This window comes from Empedobacter sp. ULE_I140 (assembly GCF_053482575.1).
On record NZ_JBQMTX010000001.1, the window covers coordinates 1421091 to 1440777 of the forward strand.

A 19687-nucleotide genomic window follows, 5' to 3' on the forward strand; every position below is an offset into this window, starting at 1 on the left:
GATACCTAAGAGTTGGTGAACTCTTAAGCAAGAGTTTAGTAATTCCTGCTTAGCTTTCTTTTGATTTATGAGTTGCGTGAGTTACGAGATTAGTGTTTCGAATTTTACACTTTGTAAAACATATTACGTACAACTTAAAACGTTAAGCGTATCACAATACAATTCAAGATTTTATTTATCTTTAAAATCAAATAACACTAAATGAAGAAAAGACTTCTACTCAATATTGTACTCATTCCTTTTATCGGATTTGCGCAGCTGCAAACCATTTTTCAATCTAAAATAGATTCGATTTACGAAAAAAATAAAAACGCTGTCGGAATTATTGTTCACGTTGAAGCACCAGAACAAAACATTTCGTGGAGTTATGCAAAAGGAGTTTTGGATATTAAAACCAACGAAATTTTAAACAGCCAACAACCGGTTTTAATCGCAAGTAATACCAAACCTTATGTAGCTGCTGCAATTTTGCGTTTGGTAGAAAAAGGTCAAGTTAGAATTAACCAATCGATCAAGAATTTATTGTCTAAGAAGACTCGTCAATTGCTCGAAAAAGATGGTTATGATTTGAATACGATAACAGTCAAACATTTGTTGTCGCACACTTCTGGAATACAAGATTATGTCGATGATGCGTATTTTGAATTAGTTAATCAGCGACCGCAATATAAATGGACGAAGGAGGAACAAATAAAACGAGCAATGGAAATCGGAAGTCCACAAAAAGTAGGAGAAAAGTTTAGTTACGGTGATATCAATTATTTGCTTTTAGCAGAAATTATTGAACAAAAAACGCGTCAACCATTTTACAAAGTAATTCGAGATTTGTTAAAGTATAAAGAATTAGGTTTGACACAAACGTGGTTTATCGATTTGGAGAAATATCCTTCGAAAACACTTCCGCTTGCGCATCAATATGCAGATAAATACAAGTGGGATTCGTATGATTTAGATCCTTCGTGGGATTTGTATGGTGGTGGTGGAATAGCTTCGACAGCGAAAGAATCGGCTCTGTTTTTTCAGTATTTGTTTGAAGGGAAAATTATTCAGAATAAACAAATTTTGGATTCGATGTCAACATATGTTTTACCTTCGGATCAATCGAAATATTGTTTGGGAATTTATCATTTTGATATGGGATTCAATGCCTATTATCATGGTGGTTGGTGGGGAACAGATGTGATTTATTCGCCAGAAACTAATGCGACAATTACAGTTTTTATCTTGCAAAAAGGGTTTCAACATATCATTAATCCTTTTATTGGAAAAGAATTTCAGAAGTTGTTGATGAAGAAGAGTTAGAATTTTGAATAATTTTCTCATAAGATTTGACATTTTTTTAATTCATTCTAAGTATAAAACTTTCTAAATTTGAGGCATGAAAAAATCAATACTTAGTATATTTTCTGCAATTGTTTTAACGTTCTCAGTTACAGCAAATGCACAAGAAATCGAAGAACAAATCGTAATCGAAAATCGTGTAAATGATGCCAAACAACAAGATAAACCTTATGTTATCTTGATTTCGGTAGATGGTTTTCGTTATGATTATGCTCAAAAACATGAAGCTAAAAATCTATTAGCTTTGGCTAAAAATGGAGTGAAAGCTGACGCTATGTATCCGTCTTTTCCTTCGGTTACATTTCCAAATCACTACACAATTGTAACTGGTTTAACGCCTATTCATCATGGTTTGGTGGGAAATAATATGTTAGACAGAGAAGTTGGTGATCGTTATTCGTTGGGGAATAGAAATGCTGTTATCAATCCGAAATGGTACGGAGGAACGCCAATCTGGAACCTTGCAGAACAGAACAAAATGTTAGCTGCTTGTTACTATTGGCCAGGTTCGGAAGCGCCTATTAATGGTATGTTCCCAACGTATTCGTACAAGTATTCGGAAAAATCACCAATTGATTACCGTATTCAGCAAGTTGTAAATTGGTTGGAGTTACCAGCTGAAAAACGTCCACATTTAATTACGTTTTATTTTCCGGAAGTAGATCACGCAGGGCATTCTTTTGGTCCTGATGCACCTGAAACAAAGGAAGCTGTACAATTTGTAGATCAATCAATCAAGAAATTGAATGATGAGGTTGCAAAAACAGGTTTGAAAGTGAATTTTGTTTTTGTTTCTGATCATGGAATGACAAGAATTGATGATGAAAATCCATTGAAATTGCCAATTAAAATTGATGAATCAAAAGTACAAGTTGCTTCAAATGGTTCTTATGTAAGTCTTTTTGTAAAAGATAAAAATGATATCGAATCAATTTACAAAGAAATAAAAGCAGTTCAGAATAATACGTTCGAAGTGTATAAAACAACAAATGTCCCATCTAAATATCATTTTGATAAAAAGAATGATCGATACAATCGTATTGGAGATATTATTTTGATTGCACATGCTCCAAACTATTTCTCAAACAAAAATGCACCGAAAGGTTCGCATGGTTTTTATGTAAAAGAAACGCCAGAAATGAAAGCGACTTTTATGGCTTGGGGACCAAATATTAAGTCTGGTAAAGAGATTAAAGTTTTTCCAAATACAGAAATCTATCCAATGCTTGCGAAGATATTAGGTTTACCAATTCAAGAAAAAATTGATGGAACAAATCAATTAGCCAATAAAATTTTGGTGAAATAATTTAGATTTTACTCAAAATACAAAGCCAACTTATTAAGAGTTGGCTTTTTTTGTTATTGAATTTTCATTGACTTATAAGAATTCGTCATTTTGAATTTATTTTTTCTTAAAATTCAGATTTGATATAATAATAGCAAAAATAATAACGGCGATTCCTGTCCATTGTATTGCGAGTACTTGTTCATGTAAAAGCACAAAAGCCATGGTTACTGAAACGGGTAATTCTAACGAAGAAACAATACTTCCCAAACCTAATCCTGTGTGCGGAAAACCTTTGTTTAAAAGAATAGGAGGTAAGACAGTTCCGAAAATTGCCAACGGTAATCCCCAAGTATAAAAAATGCTAAAATTGAATGCATGAATTCCATTTACATCATTTGAAAAGTTGTTGTAAAAGCTCATTAAACCATCAAAGTAATAAGGTCCGATTTGGCTAAAAAACAAAAATAGAGACACAATAATAGAACCTCCAAAAAGCATCCACAAACTTTTTTTATAAGCTGGTAAATAATTGGCTAAACTATTCGATGTAAACATGGTAGTCGTAAAAGAACAAGCTGCTAAAAATCCCCAAAACAATCCTTTAGGATTTAACTCGACTTCTTGGTTGATTAAATTTGTTGCCAAAACAGTTCCAAATAATACCAAAACCATTGCAATTAATTTTTTGGCAGAAGGAAATTGTTTTCCCAAAATACTCTCAACCAAAATACTAATCCAAACCGTTTGCATCAACAATACAATTGCGATTGACACATTGATATATTGTACCGCTAGATAGTAAAATAAACTTGTGAAACCTAACGAAGTTCCAGCAAGAATCAACCTTTTTTTATCTTTTTGTTCAATCTTTGGTAAATCTTTTTTACTCATCATAAATAAGTTGATGATTCCCAAAATCAAAATTCCTAATACAAACTGAGAAGTTGTTACCTCGGCAGTCGTATAGCCTTGATCGTATGCAATTTTTACAAATGTTGCTAACATTCCGTAGAAGCTAGCGCCCATTGCAACGAACAAAACTCCCTTCAAAATACTTTTATTTTCCATAATTTTTTACGCAAAAAAACGGCCTGATTAAATTTAAAATCAAGCCGTGCAAGTTACTTTATTTTTTCTGACTAAAAAAGTCCGTTAATTTCTCCTTCTATTTTATTGAAAATGAATCCTAAATCTTCTTTATTTTCAACAAAATCTAAATTATCCACGTCGATTACCAACACTTTTCCTTCTTTATAATTCGAAATCCACTTGTCATATTTCTCGTTTAGACGATTCAAATAATCAATACTAATTGAATTTTCGTAATCGCGACCGCGTTTCTGAATTTGCGAAACCAATGTAGGAATTGAAGCTTTAAGATAAATCAATAAATCTGGTGCTTCTACAAAACTTGTCATCAAATTAAAAACACGCAAATAGTTGTTATAATCTCTTGTAGACAATAATCCCATATCGTTCAAGTTACTCGCAAAAATATGCGCATCTTCGTAAATTGTACGATCCTGAATAATGTCTTTTCCGCTTTCTCTAATCTCTTTTACTTGATTAAAACGGCTTCCTAAGAAATAAATCTGAAGATTGAACGCCCATTTTTCCATGTCGTTGTAAAAATCATCCAAATACGGATTCATTTCTACATCTTCAAACTGAGCTGTCCAGTTGTATTGTTTTGCTAAAAGGTTTGTTAGAGTAGTTTTACCTGCTCCAATATTTCCGGCTATGGCGATATGCATTTTCCAATTATTTTAACGTTTGCAAATATACTAAAGCTTAATTTTCAAAACAAAATCTAAGCTAGCGACTCATAGAAAAATCTTTTTTTAGAAAAAAATTATTCCGATTGATTTATGAATTTTTATTCAATTATAAATTAAAAATAAATAAGGATTAGTAATTAGTTTTAATTGATTAAATAGTTTATTATTAATTATTTGTACTTAAAATAGTATAAGTGTAAATTTTATTTTCGACCAAAGTATAAAGATTTTTTTCGCTAAACGCAAAACTTTTTACATTTTCTAAATCAATAAAAGTCGTCAAATTTTGATTGACAATATTTTTTGATATTAGCTTATTGTCATTTATATAGAAAATAACATCTTTATAAAAATAAAAAGGTTGCTGATTGGTGTCAAATTCAAAATTAGATTTGAAATTTCCATAATCATCGTAAACATAAATTGTTTTCTGACCTTTTAAATACACCAAATTTTTGTACACATGTATTTTATCGATTGATTGATCATTATACTTCAAATAAATTTGTTTTGATGTCAGAATTGGTTTTTGTAACTGATAATTATAGTAAACAATTTTATTCCCGATTAAATCATAAAACCAACAAAATTGCGTGTCAACAACTTTTAATGCAGCTGGCATAAAATCGTTTGATTTAATCTTTACAATATCCTGAATAGGATTCAAATCTTCATCTAAAATAGTGAGTTGATTAAAATTTGAATATACATAAGCTCGAAGTGGATTATTGACATCAACTGAAGTAATAATATTCTTGAGATCAATACTTTTGTTCTTTTTCGACTGAAATATTTTTTCAATTCTAGTATCTGAAATCAAATAAATCGAATTATTTAGATCAGTATCAATTGATTTGATTGTCCTATTTTCAATCAAAACTGAATCTTTTAACTCAAACTTTTGAGAAAAAACAGTGATAAATGCAGAAACAAAAATAATTGAAAAAATGGTTTTCATTTACTTGAAAATTACTTCATAACCAAATCTACAAATTGAGAGTAGGATTACCAAAATAAATATGTATCGAATAAATTTATTCCCTTTGTTGATGGCTAATTTTGCTCCAATAAAACCTCCTAAAGCGTTGCAAATAGCCATTGGTAAAGCTATTTTCCAGATAATTTGCCCTTTGATTAAAAACAAACAAATCGAACCAAAATTAGTTGCTAAATTGATCAGTTTTGCATTAGTATTAGCTTTCAAAAAATCCATACCAAGAAGTGTTACGAATCCCAAAATAAAGAAAGTTCCAGTTGCAGGACCAATAAAACCATCGTAAAAACCAACTGCAATACTCACAATACAACCATTGATAATCGCAATGTGGTAAGGAATTTTACGCTCGGTTGCTTGTCCAAAATCTTTCTTGAAAATAGTGTAAATGGCTAAAACAATCAAAATGATTAACAAAACAGGCTTCATAAAATCATTATTGATAACCGTTAACAATTGTGATCCTAAAAAAGCAGAAACAAATGCGCATATAGCCATAATCGTGAAAAGTTTCCAATCTATTTTTACCTTTTTTAGATATTGTGAAGTTGCTAAAGCTGTTCCACTAAATGCTGGAATTTTTAGCGTTCCGATTACTGTTGAAACAGGTAAATTAGGTAAAAAAGCAAGTGATAATGGCGTTTGTATTAATCCACCACCACCAACAATAGAGTCGATGAAGCCAGCGCAAAAAGCTGCTATGCATAAATAGAATAAAATCTCGATTTCCAAAACTGAAAAATTTTGGCAAATGTATAAGAGAAATAATAAATAATGAAGGAATTATTAAAAATTGTAGCCACGATGAGACTCGAACTCATACTGTCAGAACCGGAATCTGATATTCTATCCATTAAATTACGCAGCCAAAAGTTTTGCAAATATAGATAAATAGACTATTTGAGTTGAATATTTTGTCTAAAATTTCGGTGTTGGGTTGCGGTAAAATAATCTCTGAAAATTTGATTGATTTCTTCATTTATTTTTGAAGCTTTAATTCCAAGTTGTGGATAAATTTCAATGATAAATTGAGTGATTTTCTCAACAGTTTCTATTCCAAATGAATGAATTTCAGTTTCGATTTCTTCTGAAATAGGAGAATTATTTGTCAATAAATTTTCTATTGTTTTAGCAAATTCAATAGTTTTCGAAGTTGATTTAATAACGAAATTATCAAAATTAGTTTGTTTTTGGTATTGAATAATCTCTAAACTTTTTTCGATAAAATGTTCTGCCATTCCAAGATAATTTACCAATAAAGTTAAATCAGCAAAAATTCGGAAAGGTATTTTTTCGACCAAATCATCACTATAAAATTCATTATAAATAAAACTATAATCTTGATGAACGATTTCATTTTCTACTTCAAAACTATGAGAAGATGTAGCAACCATTCCCATTGATTTCCAAGTTGAAATTAATTTAACTTGAGATTTATTTAAAATAAATGACAAAAACTTTGGTTCACCATTTTTATCCAATTTCTCTTTTCCATCTTCGATTATTTTCGCATTTAATGTAAAATGAGTGAGGTAAGGAGCGCCAGTTGCATAATGCCACAAACCGTTTATGATATATTTATCTCCAACTTTTTCAGCAGTTCCACCAAGCATTCCGCTTCCACCAAAACACGTTTTTTGTGATGAAAATAAATTATAAGCAATATCGGGTTTTAGATTTCGAGAAAAATAATTTGCTCCACTACAAAGAGTTATAAACCAACCTAAACTTCCGTCAATTTTAGCAACTGATTGAAGAATTTTTAATCCTTCAGAAAAATGTAAGCCAAGTCCATTGTATTGTTTCGGAACCCAAATATTCAACCAATTTTGAGTATAAATATGATCGAGAACTACTTGATTAAAGGATTCTTTATTCAATAATTCTTTTTGAATTTTGGGAATATCAAGCATTATTTTCATTCAAAATTTTTCTCCAATTAAAATATCCAGAAATCGCCACACAGAATAAAATCAACGATAAAATAGCATATAAATACAAATCTTTGTGAATCATTAATGGAATTGAAATAATGTTACTAATATTCAACAAAATCCAATTTTCGAGTTTACGTTTTGCCATTAACCACATACCAGCCCATGCAAATGCGCTTACGATTGAATCCCAAATTGGAACGTCAGAATCGGTGATATGTGTAAGTGTTAAATAAAAAATGGTAAAACTACTTAAAACAATTCCTGAGACAACTCCCCATTCTTTTTTGTTGGTTATCGTAATTTCAATTTCGTGTTTTTGTTGTCCAAATTGCCAATATAACCAACCATAAATGCTCATCACTAAATAATAAATATTAAGAGTGAACTCGGCATATAGCTTAGAATTGAACATAACGAAAAGCGATAATGTAATTCCTGCAATTCCAAATAAATAATTTTTTGGATTATTGAATCTCGCCAATACGACTTGAAAAATAGAAAATGTGACACCTAGCCATTCAAGCCAAGTTGTGTGTAAAATAATTTCCTTCATCATAATTTGTTTTGATGAGGAGATAGAAGTTATTGCTAACATCAATTCCTCCGCCAGCATTATCTGGATCAGGTATAGAACAAAATTGTTCTTGGGTATATTCTCAGCTTTTTAGCACCCCATTGAAAGGCAAAGATGAAAAGTTTTGATGAGTTTTCCTAATTAATAATCAAAAAAGCTTTCTCAGTTCTGAGAAAGCTTTTTTGATTATTGTATTTTTTATATCAAACCAAATTGCTTGAAATGATGTGTAAAATGTTTTTTATGAAATGTTTTCCAATCTTCGTATCCAATATCATTTAAAACAGGATTGACAATTTTAGCATCAGGATTTTCTGTGAAATATGAATTGAATTTATCAATTTCTTGTTCTAATTTTTCTATTGCAGCTTCTAAAGAATGGTAACGTAAATCTAGTAAACCTTCCATTCCATTTGCTTTTATCCCCTTTTGCATTTCATGATCAGATTCTAATAAAAAGGATTTGTATTGGGGTATTTGCTCTGCAGGAATTCGACAAGGTACTGTTAAACCTCCATTTGAAATTTTAGTGGTTACAATCAAATGTTCAACCATGTGTTGAGGTGTCATAATTCCCCATTCTGGCTGTTGATCTACTTTTAAACTTTTTAGTTTAGAAATAAGACTGGCTTTATCTTCAAAATTTAAAAACATATTTTTTCTGTGAAGTTAGTTAGTCGTATAATAATAATCAATAAAATTCAAGATTTATTTTGTTAATTGTTCAAGCCTTTTTATATAAGCGTCTACAAAATTCTGAATGAAACTTGTTGTGGTTATAGAGTTCTAATTGTCCAATCTTAATAACTTTAAGGGTATATCCTTCGGTTGTCATTTTAATTAAGTTCTTTGAAATCTTTCTAGAATTTGCTTCTTTTCATAGACTTCCCATAAAAGTCCAATTGTTTTTTGAGTTTAGTTATCTGATTTCATTTTAAGAAAGTTTATGTAAAAATTTTCAATGAATTAATTATCATTTTTAATGAATATCGTATAAGAAAAATGTAAATTAGTATTGTATTAAATGAAACAAATGATAAATATTCAGCCCAATTTAGAAAATGATTTAGTAGAACTTCAACCGCTCAACGATAATGATTTTGAAGCGCTTTATTTAGCTGCTTCAGACCCGAAAGTTTGGGAACAGCACCCAAATAAAAATCGTTGGAAAAGAGATGTTTTTATGAATTTTTTCGAAGGTGCAATTCAAAGTAAAGGTGCTTTCAAGATTATTGATAAACAGACAAATCAAGTTGTTGGTAGCTCTCGTTTTTACGATTATGATGAGCAAGATTCATCTATTTTGGTTGGTTATACGTTTTATTCGACGAATTGTTGGGGAAAAGGTTTTAATCCGTCTGTTAAGAAATTAATGTTTGATTATATTTTTCAGTTTGTTGACAAAATTTATTTACATGTTGGCGCTGATAATGTACGTTCGCAAATTGCAGTAGAGCGTTTGGGTTGTAAAAAAGTGAAAGAAGAACAAATTGAATATTTTGGAGAAGAGCCAAAGTTAAATTTTATTTATCAGTTGAATAAAGTTGACTGGTTTAAGTAATTGATAATTAAAACTATTTTTTGAGGACAGATTTTTTATGTCCTTTTTTTGAAAAAAAACTTAAAAATATGATTATGTTTTTCGTAATAAAATATACTTTTACTGAAGTTTTCATAATAATGAATGAGTAATATTACATTAAACCCAATTTATGAAAAGATTATTGATGACTTATCAAATCAAAAATACTCTATTTCAGACTTTTTTTTCTCAACAGAGGAAACAAAGCAACTTCGCGAAGCTATAATTCGAAAAGAAAATAAAAAAGATTTTCATCAAGCTGCTGTCGGAAGTTCGGTTAACGAACAAATTATAAAATCAATCAGAGGCGATAAAATCAGATGGATTGATGAAGAAAATAAAACAGAAACGGAAGAAATTTTTTTCTCAAAAATCAATGATTTTATTGACTATCTCAATTTAACATGCTACATGGGCATTGAGGAAAGTGAATTTCATTACGCTATTTATCCCGAAGGGACATTTTACCAAAAACATGTTGATGCTTTTAAGAATGATGATAGACGCACACTTTCTATTGTATTGTATTTGAATGATGAAGAGTGGAAAGATGAATTTGGCGGACAATTGACCTTGTATTTGGCAGATGAAAATAAGGCTGAAAAAGAATTAGATATTTTACCTCTTGCTGGTCGTTTGGCTGTTTTTGATAGTAAAACTATTCCGCACGAAGTAAAAACTGTTAATCGACCAAGATATAGTATCACAGGTTGGTTGAAAACCAGAGGAAATATTTTGACATATTTGTAATAAAATCTGTAGTTGCTTCGAGATTTCAATTTCTATTTACATTAGATAAATATTGGCATCAATTTGAACGATTTAGACAATAAGAATCAAAAAAACTCAACCAATTGGTTGAGTTTTTTTGATATGTTATTAAAAATATAATTAAGCTTCAAAGAATTCTGCTACATAACGTTCTGCGTCTAATGCAGCAGCACAACCAGATCCAGCAGCAGTAATTGCTTGTCTGTAAACAGAATCTTGCACATCACCAGCAGCAAAAACACCTGCTACATTTGTTTTGTACGAACGATCTTGCGTGATTAAATATCCCGTTTCGTCCATATCCAATTTCCCTTGGAATAATTCTGTATTTGGTTTATGTCCAATCGCGATAAAAACTCCATCAACGATTAATTCTTTTTCTTCGTTTGTAACATTGTTGATGATTTTCGCTTTTTCAACAACATTGTTTCCTTCCAAACCAATTAATTCGTGGTTATATAAAACCTCTAAATTATGTGTATTTGCAACACGATCTTGCATCGCTTTAGACGCGCGCATTTCCTCTTTACGAACCAATAAATAAACCTTGTTACAAAGTTTTGATAAGTAAGTTGCTTCTTCAGCAGCGGTATCACCACCACCAACTACCGCAACATCTTTACCGCGGTAAAAGAAACCATCGCAAGTTGCACAAGCTGAAACTCCGCTACCAGCGTATTTAGTTTCATCATCTAAACCTAAATATTTCGCAGTTGCACCTGTCGAAATAATAATAGAACGAGCTTGGTAAGTTCCATTGTTCGATTTTACAGTATGTACATCACCTTCTTTTTCTCCAAAAGTTACTTCCGTTACATATTCGTATTTTATTTCAGTTCCAAAACGCTCTGCTTGTTTTTGTAAATCAGCCATCAATTCTGGTCCTGTAACTGCTTCTGGATAACCTGGGAAATTCTCAACATCCGTTGTTGTTGTTAATTGTCCACCTGGCTCCATACCAGTTAAAATCAAAGGATTCATGTTCGCGCGTGCAGCATAAATTCCCGCTGTATAACCCGCAGGTCCAGATCCTATTATGATAACATCTCTTACGTTATTTTCCATTGTGTTGTTTTATTTTTTTACAAATTTAGTATTTCTTATTTATTTTTCTCGATTCTATAAATAGATGAAAATTATAGATTCATAATTTTATACACTAATTCAATTAATAATTGGCTTGGCGTCACATTTCCAGTAGTTCCAACACCTTTTCCTTTCAAATCATATTCACGTATAAATGAGATAATTCTCGTAGCTTTTTTTAGCGGATAATTACTTGCAGCTGTCATCATTCCTTGTACAAAATACGGATTAATTCCTAATACTTTCGCCAAATTTTGCTTCGATTTATCTGGCGTAACATGTATTTGAATGATGTTTGTAAACAGATTAAAAATTGTTGTGATTGAAACGACGTACGGATTATCCTTCGGATTTTTCTCGAAATATTTAATGATTTTGAATGCTTTTTCGATGTTCTTCGTTTCGATTGCATTGCGAAGTTCAAAAACATTATAATCTTTACTAATCCCAATATGTTCCTCAATATGATTTGGTGTGATAGTTTTATCCGCGCCAACAATTGTAAAGAGTTTTTCTAATTCATTGTTCAAACGAGATAAATCTGCTCCGACATACTCCGTCAACAAAAACTTTGCTTTTGGTTCAATCTTAAATTGATTAGCTGCAACTTTTTGTTCTATCCAAGAAGGTAACTCGCTTTCATAAATCTTTTTGAATTCGTGGTAATACCCTTTTTCATTCAGAACTTTATAGATTTTCTTGCGTTTATCAAGTGAATTTCCTTTGTAATTGATGATTAAAACCGTCGAATCTTGTACTTGATTTGCATACATTTCCAACTGATCTATCGAACGGCTAAGATGTTGCGCTTCTTTTACAATCACTACAGATTTTTCTGCACCCATCGGGTATTGACGCGCCATTCCAATCAATTGTCCAACTTCTACATCTTGTCCATAAACTATTGTTTGGTTAAAACCTTTTTCTTCTTCTGTTAAAATATTTGCTTCCAACAAATCAGTTACCTGATCGATGAAAAACGGCTCGTCGCCCGCCAAGAAGTAAATCGGTTTATAGTTTTTGTTTTTTATATCTTTGATCAAAGATTCTACAGGACTCATACAATGACTGAATTAGTACAATTAAATTTTTCCGAAAAATACCAAATAAGATTGAAACAAGTCCAAGATAAATTGTATATCTTTTGTTTGATTCGAAAAAAATGGTTGGTCTATACGCCCGAAGAATGGGTTAGGCAACACGTTCTGAATTATTTAATCAACGATTTGGGTTATTCAACTTCGGCGATTGCGTTGGAAGTTGCAATTGATATTACAGGAATGCGAAAACGTGCAGATATTGTCGTTTATCAGCAAGAAAAACCATTTATTATGGTGGAATGTAAAGCGCCGAATATTGCAATTTCGCAAGCAACTTTTGATCAAATAGCGCGTTACAACATTGTGTTAGGTTCTCAATTGTTGATGGTAACAAATGGTTTGAATCATTTTTATTGTATGATGGATTTTGTTCAAAAAAGATATAATTTCTTGAAAGAGTTGCCGAAGAAAGGATAATTTGAAAATGAGCTAATGTGTTGATGTGAAAATTTGTCAATTCGAGCGATTTTAATGGATCTTGACTACGTTTCAAACGTAGCTGACCACGTCCCGAACGTAGTCGACGTGGTTCTGAAGCAAGCTGATTACGTTCCGAAGTAAGCTAGCTTTGTATTTTAGTAAGCTGATGAGGTTTTATACCTAGTTGATTACGTCCAGAACTTAGCTGACAATGTCAGGAACGTCAAATTTGGGGTTAGGTTACCTCGTTTTCTTGGTTCGTAACCAAGCCAGCTTGGTAAAAGAGACCGTCAACTTAGTAAATTTGGAAGCTGACTAGGTTCAGAACGTCGTCAGCTAAGTGTTTAAGTAAGTTTGCTGAGTAAATTAGGTAGTTAGCTTAGTGTATTACATGGAAAATGTAGTTTATTTTGTGAAATGGTTTAACTTTATTAACAAAGAAGTAATTTGTTTAATCCTTCAAGAAGAAATAGAAATATAGGTACTGCCAAACAGGGTTTTAGTAAGAATAATAAGTTGACGATTTCTACTCCATATGGTAGTTACCAATCTTTTTATGAAAAACTAACAACTTATAAAAAAGAGAGTAGAATTATTAATAATCATGAATTTGTGTTTGTAGTGGAAGATACAAGACTAAATTCTGTTCACGCATGTTCAATAAATGATATTGTAAAAATTATTTCAAATATACCTGTTGAGGATTATGGAGAATTAAAATTTATAGTTTTGAGACAACCAAAGCGAAAGGAGCAAATTATTTCGAGTGTTTGGGGAAGATTAGTTTATTTATACGAATTCGAGAAAGAAGATTTTCCTGCTATTATTTTAGAATCTATAGATAAAGATTCACAATTAATTTGGAGTAAAAAGCTATCAGTTGATGAACGAAAAGAATTCGAAATACTTAAAAATGATGGACATATATTTGAAGAAAGTAATAAATATTTTACATCTAAAATAGAACCTGAATTTGCAAGAAATACACAGTTATATAGAACATTACTACACGAATTTGGTCATTATGTGCATTATTTAGAACAAGTAGAAAAACCAGGTCATGAGGATGAAGAATTTGATGAATGGGAGAGACGAAATGATATTCATGTAAATCTTCCGAAAAAGGAAAAGGAAAAGTTTGCGAATAATTACGCAGATAAAATAAAATCCGAACTGATTAAAAAAGGAGTGATACCATTTCATTTAAACCATTATAAAAACGAAAACTAATTTAATAATGAATGAAGAAATAGAATATACACTAAATAAATTATTATTGAATGCAAGTTTGTATTCAATTGAATATTCGGGTATTTTATCGTTTAAGTTTTCAATTAGTAATAAATCAATTTATTATGATAAAATTGTTGAAGTAATAATAGAATTTGTATCTGGATGTAAAATATTTAATAAGATTACAAATTTTAATATTGATAATAATGAATTATTTGAGTTAGTGTCATTGGATATTTCGAATGTTAAACTATTTGATGATAAATTTTTAGAAATTTATATTGATGATAGATATATTATTAGAGCTTTAGAAGATAATTTTGTTTTGAATGATGTTAAATGGATTATTAAAAACAAATTAAATAATTATAGAATATTTTATGATGGTTATAAAATAGAAACTATAGATTTAATTAAATGACACTGTCCAAAATTTTGTGTAAATATATTTCAGGTGGGTTTGACTTTTTTATAGTTGAACCCTTTTTTCAAATATAGTTAAAAATTGATTTAAAATTATTCCCCAATTATGAATTGGTTGTGTCCATTTTTTTGAGATTTGCATTAACGATAGATAAACTGACTTTTTGAGCGCGTCATCTGTTGGGAATACTAGTTTATTTTTGGTATATTTTCGGACTTTTCCATTCAAATTTTCGATAAGGTTGGTGGTGTAAATAATTTTTCTGATTTCAATAGGAAAGTCAAAAAATACAGTTAATTCGTCCCAATTATTTCTCCAAGATTGCATTGCGTAGGGATATTTTTGAATCCATTTTTCTGCAAAACGATCTAATTCTAAAGCAGCCATCTCTCTGTTTGGCGCATTGTAAATGAGTTTCATGTCTGAGGTAAATTCTTTTTTATCCTTCCAGACTACGTATCGAGCAGAGTTTCTAATCTGGTGAACCACGCAAATTTGTGTGTTCGCTTGAGGGAAAATATTGGTTATAGATTGTGTAAATCCGTTTAAATTATCAGTTACTGTAACCAAAATATCTTCTACGCCACGCGCTTTTAAATCCGTCATCACACCTTGCCAAAAAGCAGCAGATTCGTTCTCTCCAAGCCACATTCCAAGGATTTCTTTGTGACCTTCACGGTTTAAACCAACAGCTAGATAAATCGTTTTATTGATTACTTTTCCGCCTTGACGAACTTTAAACACAATGCCATCCATCCAAACAATGCAATAAATAGATTCTAGAGGACGATTTTGCCAATCCAAAACTTGACTATTTACTTTATCAGTAATGATGGATATTGCTGATGTAGAGAGTTTATAGCCGTATAATTCGTAAAGTTCCTGCTCAATATCCGAAACACTTAGACCTTTAGCGTATAACGAAATAACCATATTTTCAACAGAAACTGATTTGGATTGATGTTTTGGGACAATAATTGGATCAAAACTTCCTTCTCGATCTCGAGGAACCTCTATTGTAGATTCCCCATATTCGCTTTTTAAACGTTTTGAAGTTGTGCCATTACGTGCATTGGAATTGTCACTTTTCTCATTTTTTGAGTAACCTAAATGGGCTTCAAGTTCGCCTTGTAGCATGGCTTCTAATAAATCAGAATGCAATTCTTTTAATAATTTACTTAGATCTTCTTGGGTTTTGATCCCTTCTAAATGACCTTGATCTTGGATGAATTGGGCTACAGATTTTTTCATAATAAACTGTGTTTTATAAATTTAATAAAATAAATAAGGTGAGTTACTAAACCCACCTTAATTTATGTTTACACAGTTTTTTGGATATTGCCAATTAAATAACAAAAGCCACTCGCAGAGTGGCTTTTACATTACTAAAAAATATCTAAAGAATTAATTGTTTTATAACCAAGTTACAACGCCTGAATCTACACAGTAGTTTGCACCTATTATCTTGATTTTCCCTTCTTTTTCTAAGGTATTCAAGGTTGTACTTTGGTTACGAATATCTTCTATTGTTTGTATAACGTTTTGGTGATTTAATCTTTCTAATAAATCTGCATTTTTAGAAGAACGTTCTTCACCATCTTTTATAATTTCGTCGATAATTGGATTGAAATGATCAACCAAATGACACAAATTATTCATTCCAGTTTTGTGAATTGCTTCAGCGTCTAATCCGCCTTTCAAAGCGCCACATTTAGAGTGTCCTAAGACAACAATCAATTTAGAGCCAGCCACATTTGTTCCGAATTCCATCGAACCTAAAATATCTTGATTAACGAAATTACCAGCAATTCGTACACTAAAAATATCTCCTAAACCTTGATCGAAAATAAGTTCCGCAGAAGTACGGCTATCAATACAGCTTAAAACAACCGCAAACGGCCATTGTCCCTCTCTTGTGTCATTCACTTGTGAAAGTAAATCTCTGTTCGCTTTTAAATTTTGAACAAATCTTGCATTTCCTTCTTTTAAAAATTCTAACGCTTTATCTGGAGTTGTTGTTGCTTGAGTTTCTGATGTATGTGCTTTCATTATATTTAATTTTATTGTGTGTGTTTTAATTTTTATATGTTTTTTACAGATTAATGCGCTCCAGCTACTAAAACGTAACCAAAGAATTCTCTAAACGATGGAGGATTATCTACTGTTCCACGTTCGGAAATTAGTCGAATATTAATATTATTATTTTTTGCTTTTACTTTAAATTCATCTAAATATTCGATAATATCATAATCTAGAATACGAGTTTTTCTAACATCTAATTCAAGATTAGAACCAGGTTTCAAACCATCTAATTCTTTTACAATTGCACCGCGGTTTACAAACGTTACCTCCTCAGCAAAATTCATATGGAAAACATTTCCTTCTTTTACCAACATTACGTGCGAGTTATTGTAAGATTTGATTAACGAAACCACTACACCAACAATAAGACCAATGATGATACCTTTTAATAAATCTGTTGCCAAAATTGCAATAACTGTTACTGCGAACGGAATTAACTGATCTTTTCCTAATTTTTTCATATCCAAGAATTGTTTCGGATTACCTAATTTGTATCCAATAACCAATAGAATAGAAGCTAAAACCGCATTTGGAATTAAATTTAAAAACATTGGAATAGAGATCACACTCACTAATAATAAAACACCGTGCGTAATTGTAGAAAGTTTTGTAAGCCCGCCACTCATTGCATTTGCAGATGAACGTACAATAACTTGCGTAACAGGTAAACCTCCAATTAAACCAGCTAAAGAGTTTCCGACACCTTGTGCAATCAATTCTCGATTTGTAGGTGTTTGACGCTTTAAAGGATCTAATTTATCAGTTGCTTCTACAGATAATAAAGTCTCTAATGACGCTACAATTGCGATGGTAAATGCAACTTGCCAAACCATAGGATTTGTTAATCCAGAGGCGAAATCGGGCATAGTAAATTGTCCTAAGAAATCTGAAACACTTTCAGGAACAGGAACTTTTACTAATAAATTGTGGTCGATAGAAAATACTTCGTGGTTGGTATCACCAATTGTAACTTGGTACAAAATACCTACTAATACAGCTACTAATGATCCTGGTAATAATTTGAAAAAGTTTGATTTTTTTCCTAAAATATTATCCCAAACAATCAAGATAAATAAAGAGATTGCTGTAATAATAATGGCTCCTGGCGTGATAAAATCTAAACTAAAATTACTAAAACTAAATGTTTCTGTATAGCCTAACGCTAATGGAATTTGTTTCAAGAAAATTGAAATACCAATCGCACATAACATTCCTTTAATCACCGAAGATGGAAAGTAATAACCAATAACTCCGGCTTTTAGAATACCTAGTAATATTTGAAAAATTCCGGCGATAACAACCGCGACTAAAAATAGTTCGTAAGCACCCAAATCTGTAATAGCAGTTAATACAATAACGACCAAACCAGCCGCAGGACCAGAAACACCAATTTGAGATTTAGAAATAAGACCAACAACAATTCCTCCTACAATTCCCGCAATAATTCCGGCAAATAAAGGCGCACCACTGGCCAACGCAACACCTAAACATAAAGGCAATGCTACGAAAAAGACAACAATACTCGCAGGTATGTCCTTTTTCCAATTTTGAAAAAGATTCATAATAGTTTTAAAATGAATTATTTAATAATTTGAAATGATAAAAATAAATTTGCTATCCATTCAATAGATTTGAATAGGATGATGCAAAAAATCAATTAAAAAATTAAACTAATTCAGGAGGTGGAGTTGTCACACCATTATCTAAAGATGCATATGCATTAGAATGATGAAAATCCGAATATGTAATTTGTTTCACATTAAAAAATGTAAACAATTTTATTTCGTGGAAATAATGTATTTTTTCTGTAATTTCGCTCGAAGAATTTTTCTGATTATTTTCTTCTTCAGTTGAAGTTTGAGAAAACAAAGCTTTTTGATCATTGTCAGAAGAATCTTTTTCGTCTTGCTGCTCCAATCTCATCTGATAATCCATATAGCCCGCCAACCCTTGCATGTTCGTACTGAACACCAAAAGAAGCGTGAAAAAAATTCCGATGCTATGTTTTATCAGGTAGTCTTTCATTATGTCACAAAAATATATTTTAATTTTTAATTACAAAATAGAGGATATCATTTTTAATAAATATTTACCCGTTGTGCATTTTAAATAATTTGGGTTTTTAGCTTATTAATATTTCGATTAAAGTATGTTTTATTAATGTACTGAACCACAGTAAGTGCAGTAATTTTAGCTAGAATTCTGGTTTTAAACCTTTCGAAAGTCTTTGCATAATTACGTCTAATCATAAACTGATCACATAGTTGAGAAAATAACGTTTCAATTCTTTTTCGATACTTTTTAAATGGATAAAACTGAGGTTTATAATCTTTTTGATTGGATCTTTTCGGAGTTTCTAATCGAATATTAGCTTCATTAAATAAGTCAATTTGAATTGTTTGTGACAAATATCCTTTGTCTCCAAGTAGCAAACAATCATACATTTGAGTTTTAACATCTTTCAAAAAATGAATGTCATGAACAGATGCGGGACTGATATCAATACTCTGGAAAACACCATTTAAAGAACAAATAGCATGAAGTTTATAGCCATAAAAAGACATTTGCTGAGAAGCACAAAAACCTCTATTTGGTGCACTATACTGATGTTCTTTGCAAATTTTCGAGCGATTAATTCTTGCTATTTTACACACTTCCAACGGCATACTATCAACTATGAAACAATTTTCAAATTCATTAAATTCTTTCGCTAATTTGAGGCGAATACTATTAATTTGCTCTGATAATTTACGTTTTCTACGATTGTAAATACTACGCTCAATTTTACAACTTAACGCATTAGGAAGATTTCGAAATAAATGATTTTCACTATCAATACCCATAAATTCAGCGGTTAAGACAAGACTGATGAGTTCTAAATCAAAAAGTTTAGGTCTTCTACGTTGATAAATTAAAAGTGTATCTGTTGATATTTTCCGTAGAACTTCCAATATTCTTTCGTAATTTGCAAGTAAGTTGTTCATTGTAAATGTTTTGTAGTTAAAACAATTTACTGATTTTCAATCAAATGAACAACTTTATTCTTTATTAATCAAAATGCACAACGGGTAAATATT

At 31.0% G+C, this 19687-nt stretch carries 21 protein-coding genes and 1 tRNA gene; 7 read left to right on the forward strand and 15 right to left on the reverse strand.

Annotated features, from left to right (window positions below; all coding sequences use genetic code 11):
* Positions 1-201 precede the first annotated feature (201 nt).
* Both ACTS9J_RS06730 and ACTS9J_RS06735 read left to right on the forward strand, forming a co-directional pair.
* Entirely contained in the window at positions 202-1302 is a 1101-nt protein-coding gene (locus tag ACTS9J_RS06730; RefSeq protein WP_448353062.1) for a serine hydrolase domain-containing protein, read from the forward strand.
* A gap of 76 nt (positions 1303-1378) precedes the next feature.
* A complete protein-coding gene (locus ACTS9J_RS06735) occupies positions 1379-2647 on the forward strand; it encodes an alkaline phosphatase family protein (RefSeq protein ID WP_125350140.1) in 1269 nt (422 codons plus the stop codon).
* A gap of 96 nt (positions 2648-2743) precedes the next feature.
* Here ACTS9J_RS06735 and ACTS9J_RS06740 read toward each other — a convergent pair whose 3' ends face one another.
* The 8 genes from ACTS9J_RS06740 to ACTS9J_RS06775 form a co-directional block, all read right to left on the reverse strand.
* The gene (locus tag ACTS9J_RS06740; protein WP_219034739.1) at positions 2744-3697 is read right to left on the reverse strand and encodes an EamA family transporter; all 954 of its coding nucleotides are present in this window, start codon (positions 3695-3697) and stop codon (positions 2744-2746) included.
* Between the two features lie 71 nt (positions 3698-3768).
* Positions 3769-4383, reverse strand: coding sequence for a deoxynucleoside kinase (locus ACTS9J_RS06745; protein WP_038333632.1), 615 nt, complete (start codon positions 4381-4383; stop codon positions 3769-3771).
* A 190-nt stretch (positions 4384-4573) separates the two neighbouring features.
* The gene (locus tag ACTS9J_RS06750) at positions 4574-5365 is read right to left on the reverse strand and encodes a hypothetical protein (protein WP_125350138.1); all 792 of its coding nucleotides are present in this window, start codon (positions 5363-5365) and stop codon (positions 4574-4576) included.
* On the reverse strand, positions 5366-6133 hold the full coding sequence (locus tag ACTS9J_RS06755) for a sulfite exporter TauE/SafE family protein (RefSeq protein WP_448353063.1): 768 nt from the start codon (positions 6131-6133) through the stop codon (positions 5366-5368). It lies immediately after the preceding gene.
* Between the two features lie 64 nt (positions 6134-6197).
* Positions 6198-6269, reverse strand: a tRNA-Arg gene (locus ACTS9J_RS06760).
* 28 nt (positions 6270-6297) lie between these two features.
* Positions 6298-7323 carry a hypothetical protein gene (locus tag ACTS9J_RS06765; protein WP_291046102.1) on the reverse strand — a complete coding sequence of 342 codons (1026 nt, stop codon included), beginning with the start codon at positions 7321-7323 and terminating at the stop codon, positions 6298-6300.
* Positions 7307-7894 (reverse strand): nicotinamide riboside transporter PnuC, encoded by a 588-nt coding sequence (gene pnuC, locus ACTS9J_RS06770; RefSeq protein ID WP_219034749.1) that lies wholly within the window; start codon positions 7892-7894, stop codon positions 7307-7309. The genes ACTS9J_RS06765 and pnuC overlap by 17 nt, the downstream gene beginning before the upstream one ends.
* 216 nt (positions 7895-8110) lie before the next feature.
* Positions 8111-8566: a hypothetical protein gene (locus tag ACTS9J_RS06775; RefSeq protein ID WP_219034742.1), complete on the reverse strand. Its 456-nt coding sequence runs from the start codon at positions 8564-8566 to the stop codon at positions 8111-8113.
* 370 nt (positions 8567-8936) lie between these two features.
* Here ACTS9J_RS06775 and ACTS9J_RS06780 point away from each other — a divergent pair, with 370 nt between their 5' ends.
* Positions 8937-9473, forward strand: a complete 537-nt coding sequence (locus tag ACTS9J_RS06780; RefSeq protein ID WP_306822322.1) for a GNAT family N-acetyltransferase — start codon at positions 8937-8939, stop codon at positions 9471-9473.
* 123 nt (positions 9474-9596) lie between these two features.
* Entirely contained in the window at positions 9597-10244 is a 648-nt protein-coding gene (locus ACTS9J_RS06785; RefSeq protein ID WP_219034743.1) for a 2OG-Fe(II) oxygenase, read from the forward strand.
* A gap of 141 nt (positions 10245-10385) precedes the next feature.
* Here ACTS9J_RS06785 and trxB read toward each other — a convergent pair whose 3' ends face one another.
* Together trxB and holA are read right to left on the reverse strand one after the other, a co-directional pair.
* A complete protein-coding gene (trxB, locus tag ACTS9J_RS06790; RefSeq protein WP_221854545.1) occupies positions 10386-11330 on the reverse strand; it encodes a thioredoxin-disulfide reductase in 945 nt (314 codons plus the stop codon).
* Between the two features lie 71 nt (positions 11331-11401).
* Complete coding sequence (gene holA, locus ACTS9J_RS06795) at positions 11402-12412, reverse strand: DNA polymerase III subunit delta (RefSeq protein ID WP_219034745.1); 1011 nt, start codon at positions 12410-12412, stop codon at positions 11402-11404.
* Positions 12413-12415: 3 nt separating this feature from the next.
* Here holA and ACTS9J_RS06800 point away from each other — a divergent pair, with 3 nt between their 5' ends.
* The 3 genes from ACTS9J_RS06800 (at position 12416) to ACTS9J_RS06810 (ending at position 14525) form a co-directional block, all read left to right on the forward strand.
* Positions 12416-12868 carry a type I restriction enzyme HsdR N-terminal domain-containing protein gene (locus ACTS9J_RS06800; protein WP_448353064.1) on the forward strand — a complete coding sequence of 151 codons (453 nt, stop codon included), beginning with the start codon at positions 12416-12418 and terminating at the stop codon, positions 12866-12868.
* Positions 12869-13318: 450 nt separating this feature from the next.
* Positions 13319-14101, forward strand: coding sequence for a hypothetical protein (locus ACTS9J_RS06805; RefSeq protein WP_221854543.1), 783 nt, complete (start codon positions 13319-13321; stop codon positions 14099-14101).
* Between the two features lie 7 nt (positions 14102-14108).
* Complete coding sequence (locus ACTS9J_RS06810) at positions 14109-14525, forward strand: hypothetical protein (protein ID WP_286496144.1); 417 nt, start codon at positions 14109-14111, stop codon at positions 14523-14525.
* A 48-nt stretch (positions 14526-14573) separates the two neighbouring features.
* On the opposite strand, the gene ACTS9J_RS06815 is transcribed toward ACTS9J_RS06810, so the two are convergent.
* The 5 genes from ACTS9J_RS06815 to ACTS9J_RS06835 all read right to left on the reverse strand — a co-directional run bounded on the left by ACTS9J_RS06815 (position 14574) and on the right by ACTS9J_RS06835 (position 19594).
* Positions 14574-15779 (reverse strand): IS256 family transposase, encoded by a 1206-nt coding sequence (locus ACTS9J_RS06815; protein WP_219035089.1) that lies wholly within the window; start codon positions 15777-15779, stop codon positions 14574-14576.
* A gap of 162 nt (positions 15780-15941) precedes the next feature.
* Positions 15942-16577, reverse strand: coding sequence for a carbonic anhydrase (locus ACTS9J_RS06820; RefSeq protein ID WP_280051755.1), 636 nt, complete (start codon positions 16575-16577; stop codon positions 15942-15944).
* A gap of 50 nt (positions 16578-16627) precedes the next feature.
* On the reverse strand, positions 16628-18172 hold the full coding sequence (locus ACTS9J_RS06825) for a SulP family inorganic anion transporter (RefSeq protein WP_038333625.1): 1545 nt from the start codon (positions 18170-18172) through the stop codon (positions 16628-16630).
* Positions 18173-18275: 103 nt separating this feature from the next.
* The gene (locus ACTS9J_RS06830; protein WP_125350206.1) at positions 18276-18635 is read right to left on the reverse strand and encodes a hypothetical protein; all 360 of its coding nucleotides are present in this window, start codon (positions 18633-18635) and stop codon (positions 18276-18278) included.
* An 80-nt stretch (positions 18636-18715) separates the two neighbouring features.
* A complete protein-coding gene (locus tag ACTS9J_RS06835) occupies positions 18716-19594 on the reverse strand; it encodes an IS982 family transposase (protein ID WP_448353065.1) in 879 nt (292 codons plus the stop codon).
* Positions 19595-19687: the final 93 nt, after the last annotated feature.

What these genes read in the sequence shown, in the direction of transcription:
- ACTS9J_RS06820 (WP_280051755.1), bottom strand. Translation starts at nt 16,577, where the DNA reads ATGAAAGCACATACATCAGAAACTCAAGCAACAACAACTCCAGATAAA.
- ACTS9J_RS06835 (WP_448353065.1), bottom strand. Translation starts at nt 19,594, where the DNA reads ATGAACAACTTACTTGCAAATTACGAAAGAATATTGGAAGTTCTACGG.
- ACTS9J_RS06800 (WP_448353064.1), top strand. Translation starts at nt 12,416, where the DNA reads ATGACTGAATTAGTACAATTAAATTTTTCCGAAAAATACCAAATAAGA.
- holA (WP_219034745.1), bottom strand. Translation starts at nt 12,412, where the DNA reads ATGAGTCCTGTAGAATCTTTGATCAAAGATATAAAAAACAAAAACTAT.
- ACTS9J_RS06745 (WP_038333632.1), bottom strand. Translation starts at nt 4,383, where the DNA reads ATGCATATCGCCATAGCCGGAAATATTGGAGCAGGTAAAACTACTCTA.
- ACTS9J_RS06830 (WP_125350206.1), bottom strand. Translation starts at nt 18,635, where the DNA reads ATGAAAGACTACCTGATAAAACATAGCATCGGAATTTTTTTCACGCTT.
- ACTS9J_RS06775 (WP_219034742.1), bottom strand. Translation starts at nt 8,566, where the DNA reads ATGTTTTTAAATTTTGAAGATAAAGCCAGTCTTATTTCTAAACTAAAA.
- ACTS9J_RS06815 (WP_219035089.1), bottom strand. Translation starts at nt 15,779, where the DNA reads ATGAAAAAATCTGTAGCCCAATTCATCCAAGATCAAGGTCATTTAGAA.
- ACTS9J_RS06780 (WP_306822322.1), top strand. Translation starts at nt 8,937, where the DNA reads ATGAAACAAATGATAAATATTCAGCCCAATTTAGAAAATGATTTAGTA.
- ACTS9J_RS06765 (WP_291046102.1), bottom strand. Translation starts at nt 7,323, where the DNA reads ATGAAAATAATGCTTGATATTCCCAAAATTCAAAAAGAATTATTGAAT.
- trxB (WP_221854545.1), bottom strand. Translation starts at nt 11,330, where the DNA reads ATGGAAAATAACGTAAGAGATGTTATCATAATAGGATCTGGACCTGCG.
- ACTS9J_RS06735 (WP_125350140.1), top strand. Translation starts at nt 1,379, where the DNA reads ATGAAAAAATCAATACTTAGTATATTTTCTGCAATTGTTTTAACGTTC.
- ACTS9J_RS06750 (WP_125350138.1), bottom strand. Translation starts at nt 5,365, where the DNA reads ATGAAAACCATTTTTTCAATTATTTTTGTTTCTGCATTTATCACTGTT.
- ACTS9J_RS06825 (WP_038333625.1), bottom strand. Translation starts at nt 18,172, where the DNA reads ATGAATCTTTTTCAAAATTGGAAAAAGGACATACCTGCGAGTATTGTT.
- pnuC (WP_219034749.1), bottom strand. Translation starts at nt 7,894, where the DNA reads ATGATGAAGGAAATTATTTTACACACAACTTGGCTTGAATGGCTAGGT.
- ACTS9J_RS06785 (WP_219034743.1), top strand. Translation starts at nt 9,597, where the DNA reads ATGAGTAATATTACATTAAACCCAATTTATGAAAAGATTATTGATGAC.
- ACTS9J_RS06810 (WP_286496144.1), top strand. Translation starts at nt 14,109, where the DNA reads ATGAATGAAGAAATAGAATATACACTAAATAAATTATTATTGAATGCA.
- ACTS9J_RS06740 (WP_219034739.1), bottom strand. Translation starts at nt 3,697, where the DNA reads ATGGAAAATAAAAGTATTTTGAAGGGAGTTTTGTTCGTTGCAATGGGC.
- ACTS9J_RS06730 (WP_448353062.1), top strand. Translation starts at nt 202, where the DNA reads ATGAAGAAAAGACTTCTACTCAATATTGTACTCATTCCTTTTATCGGA.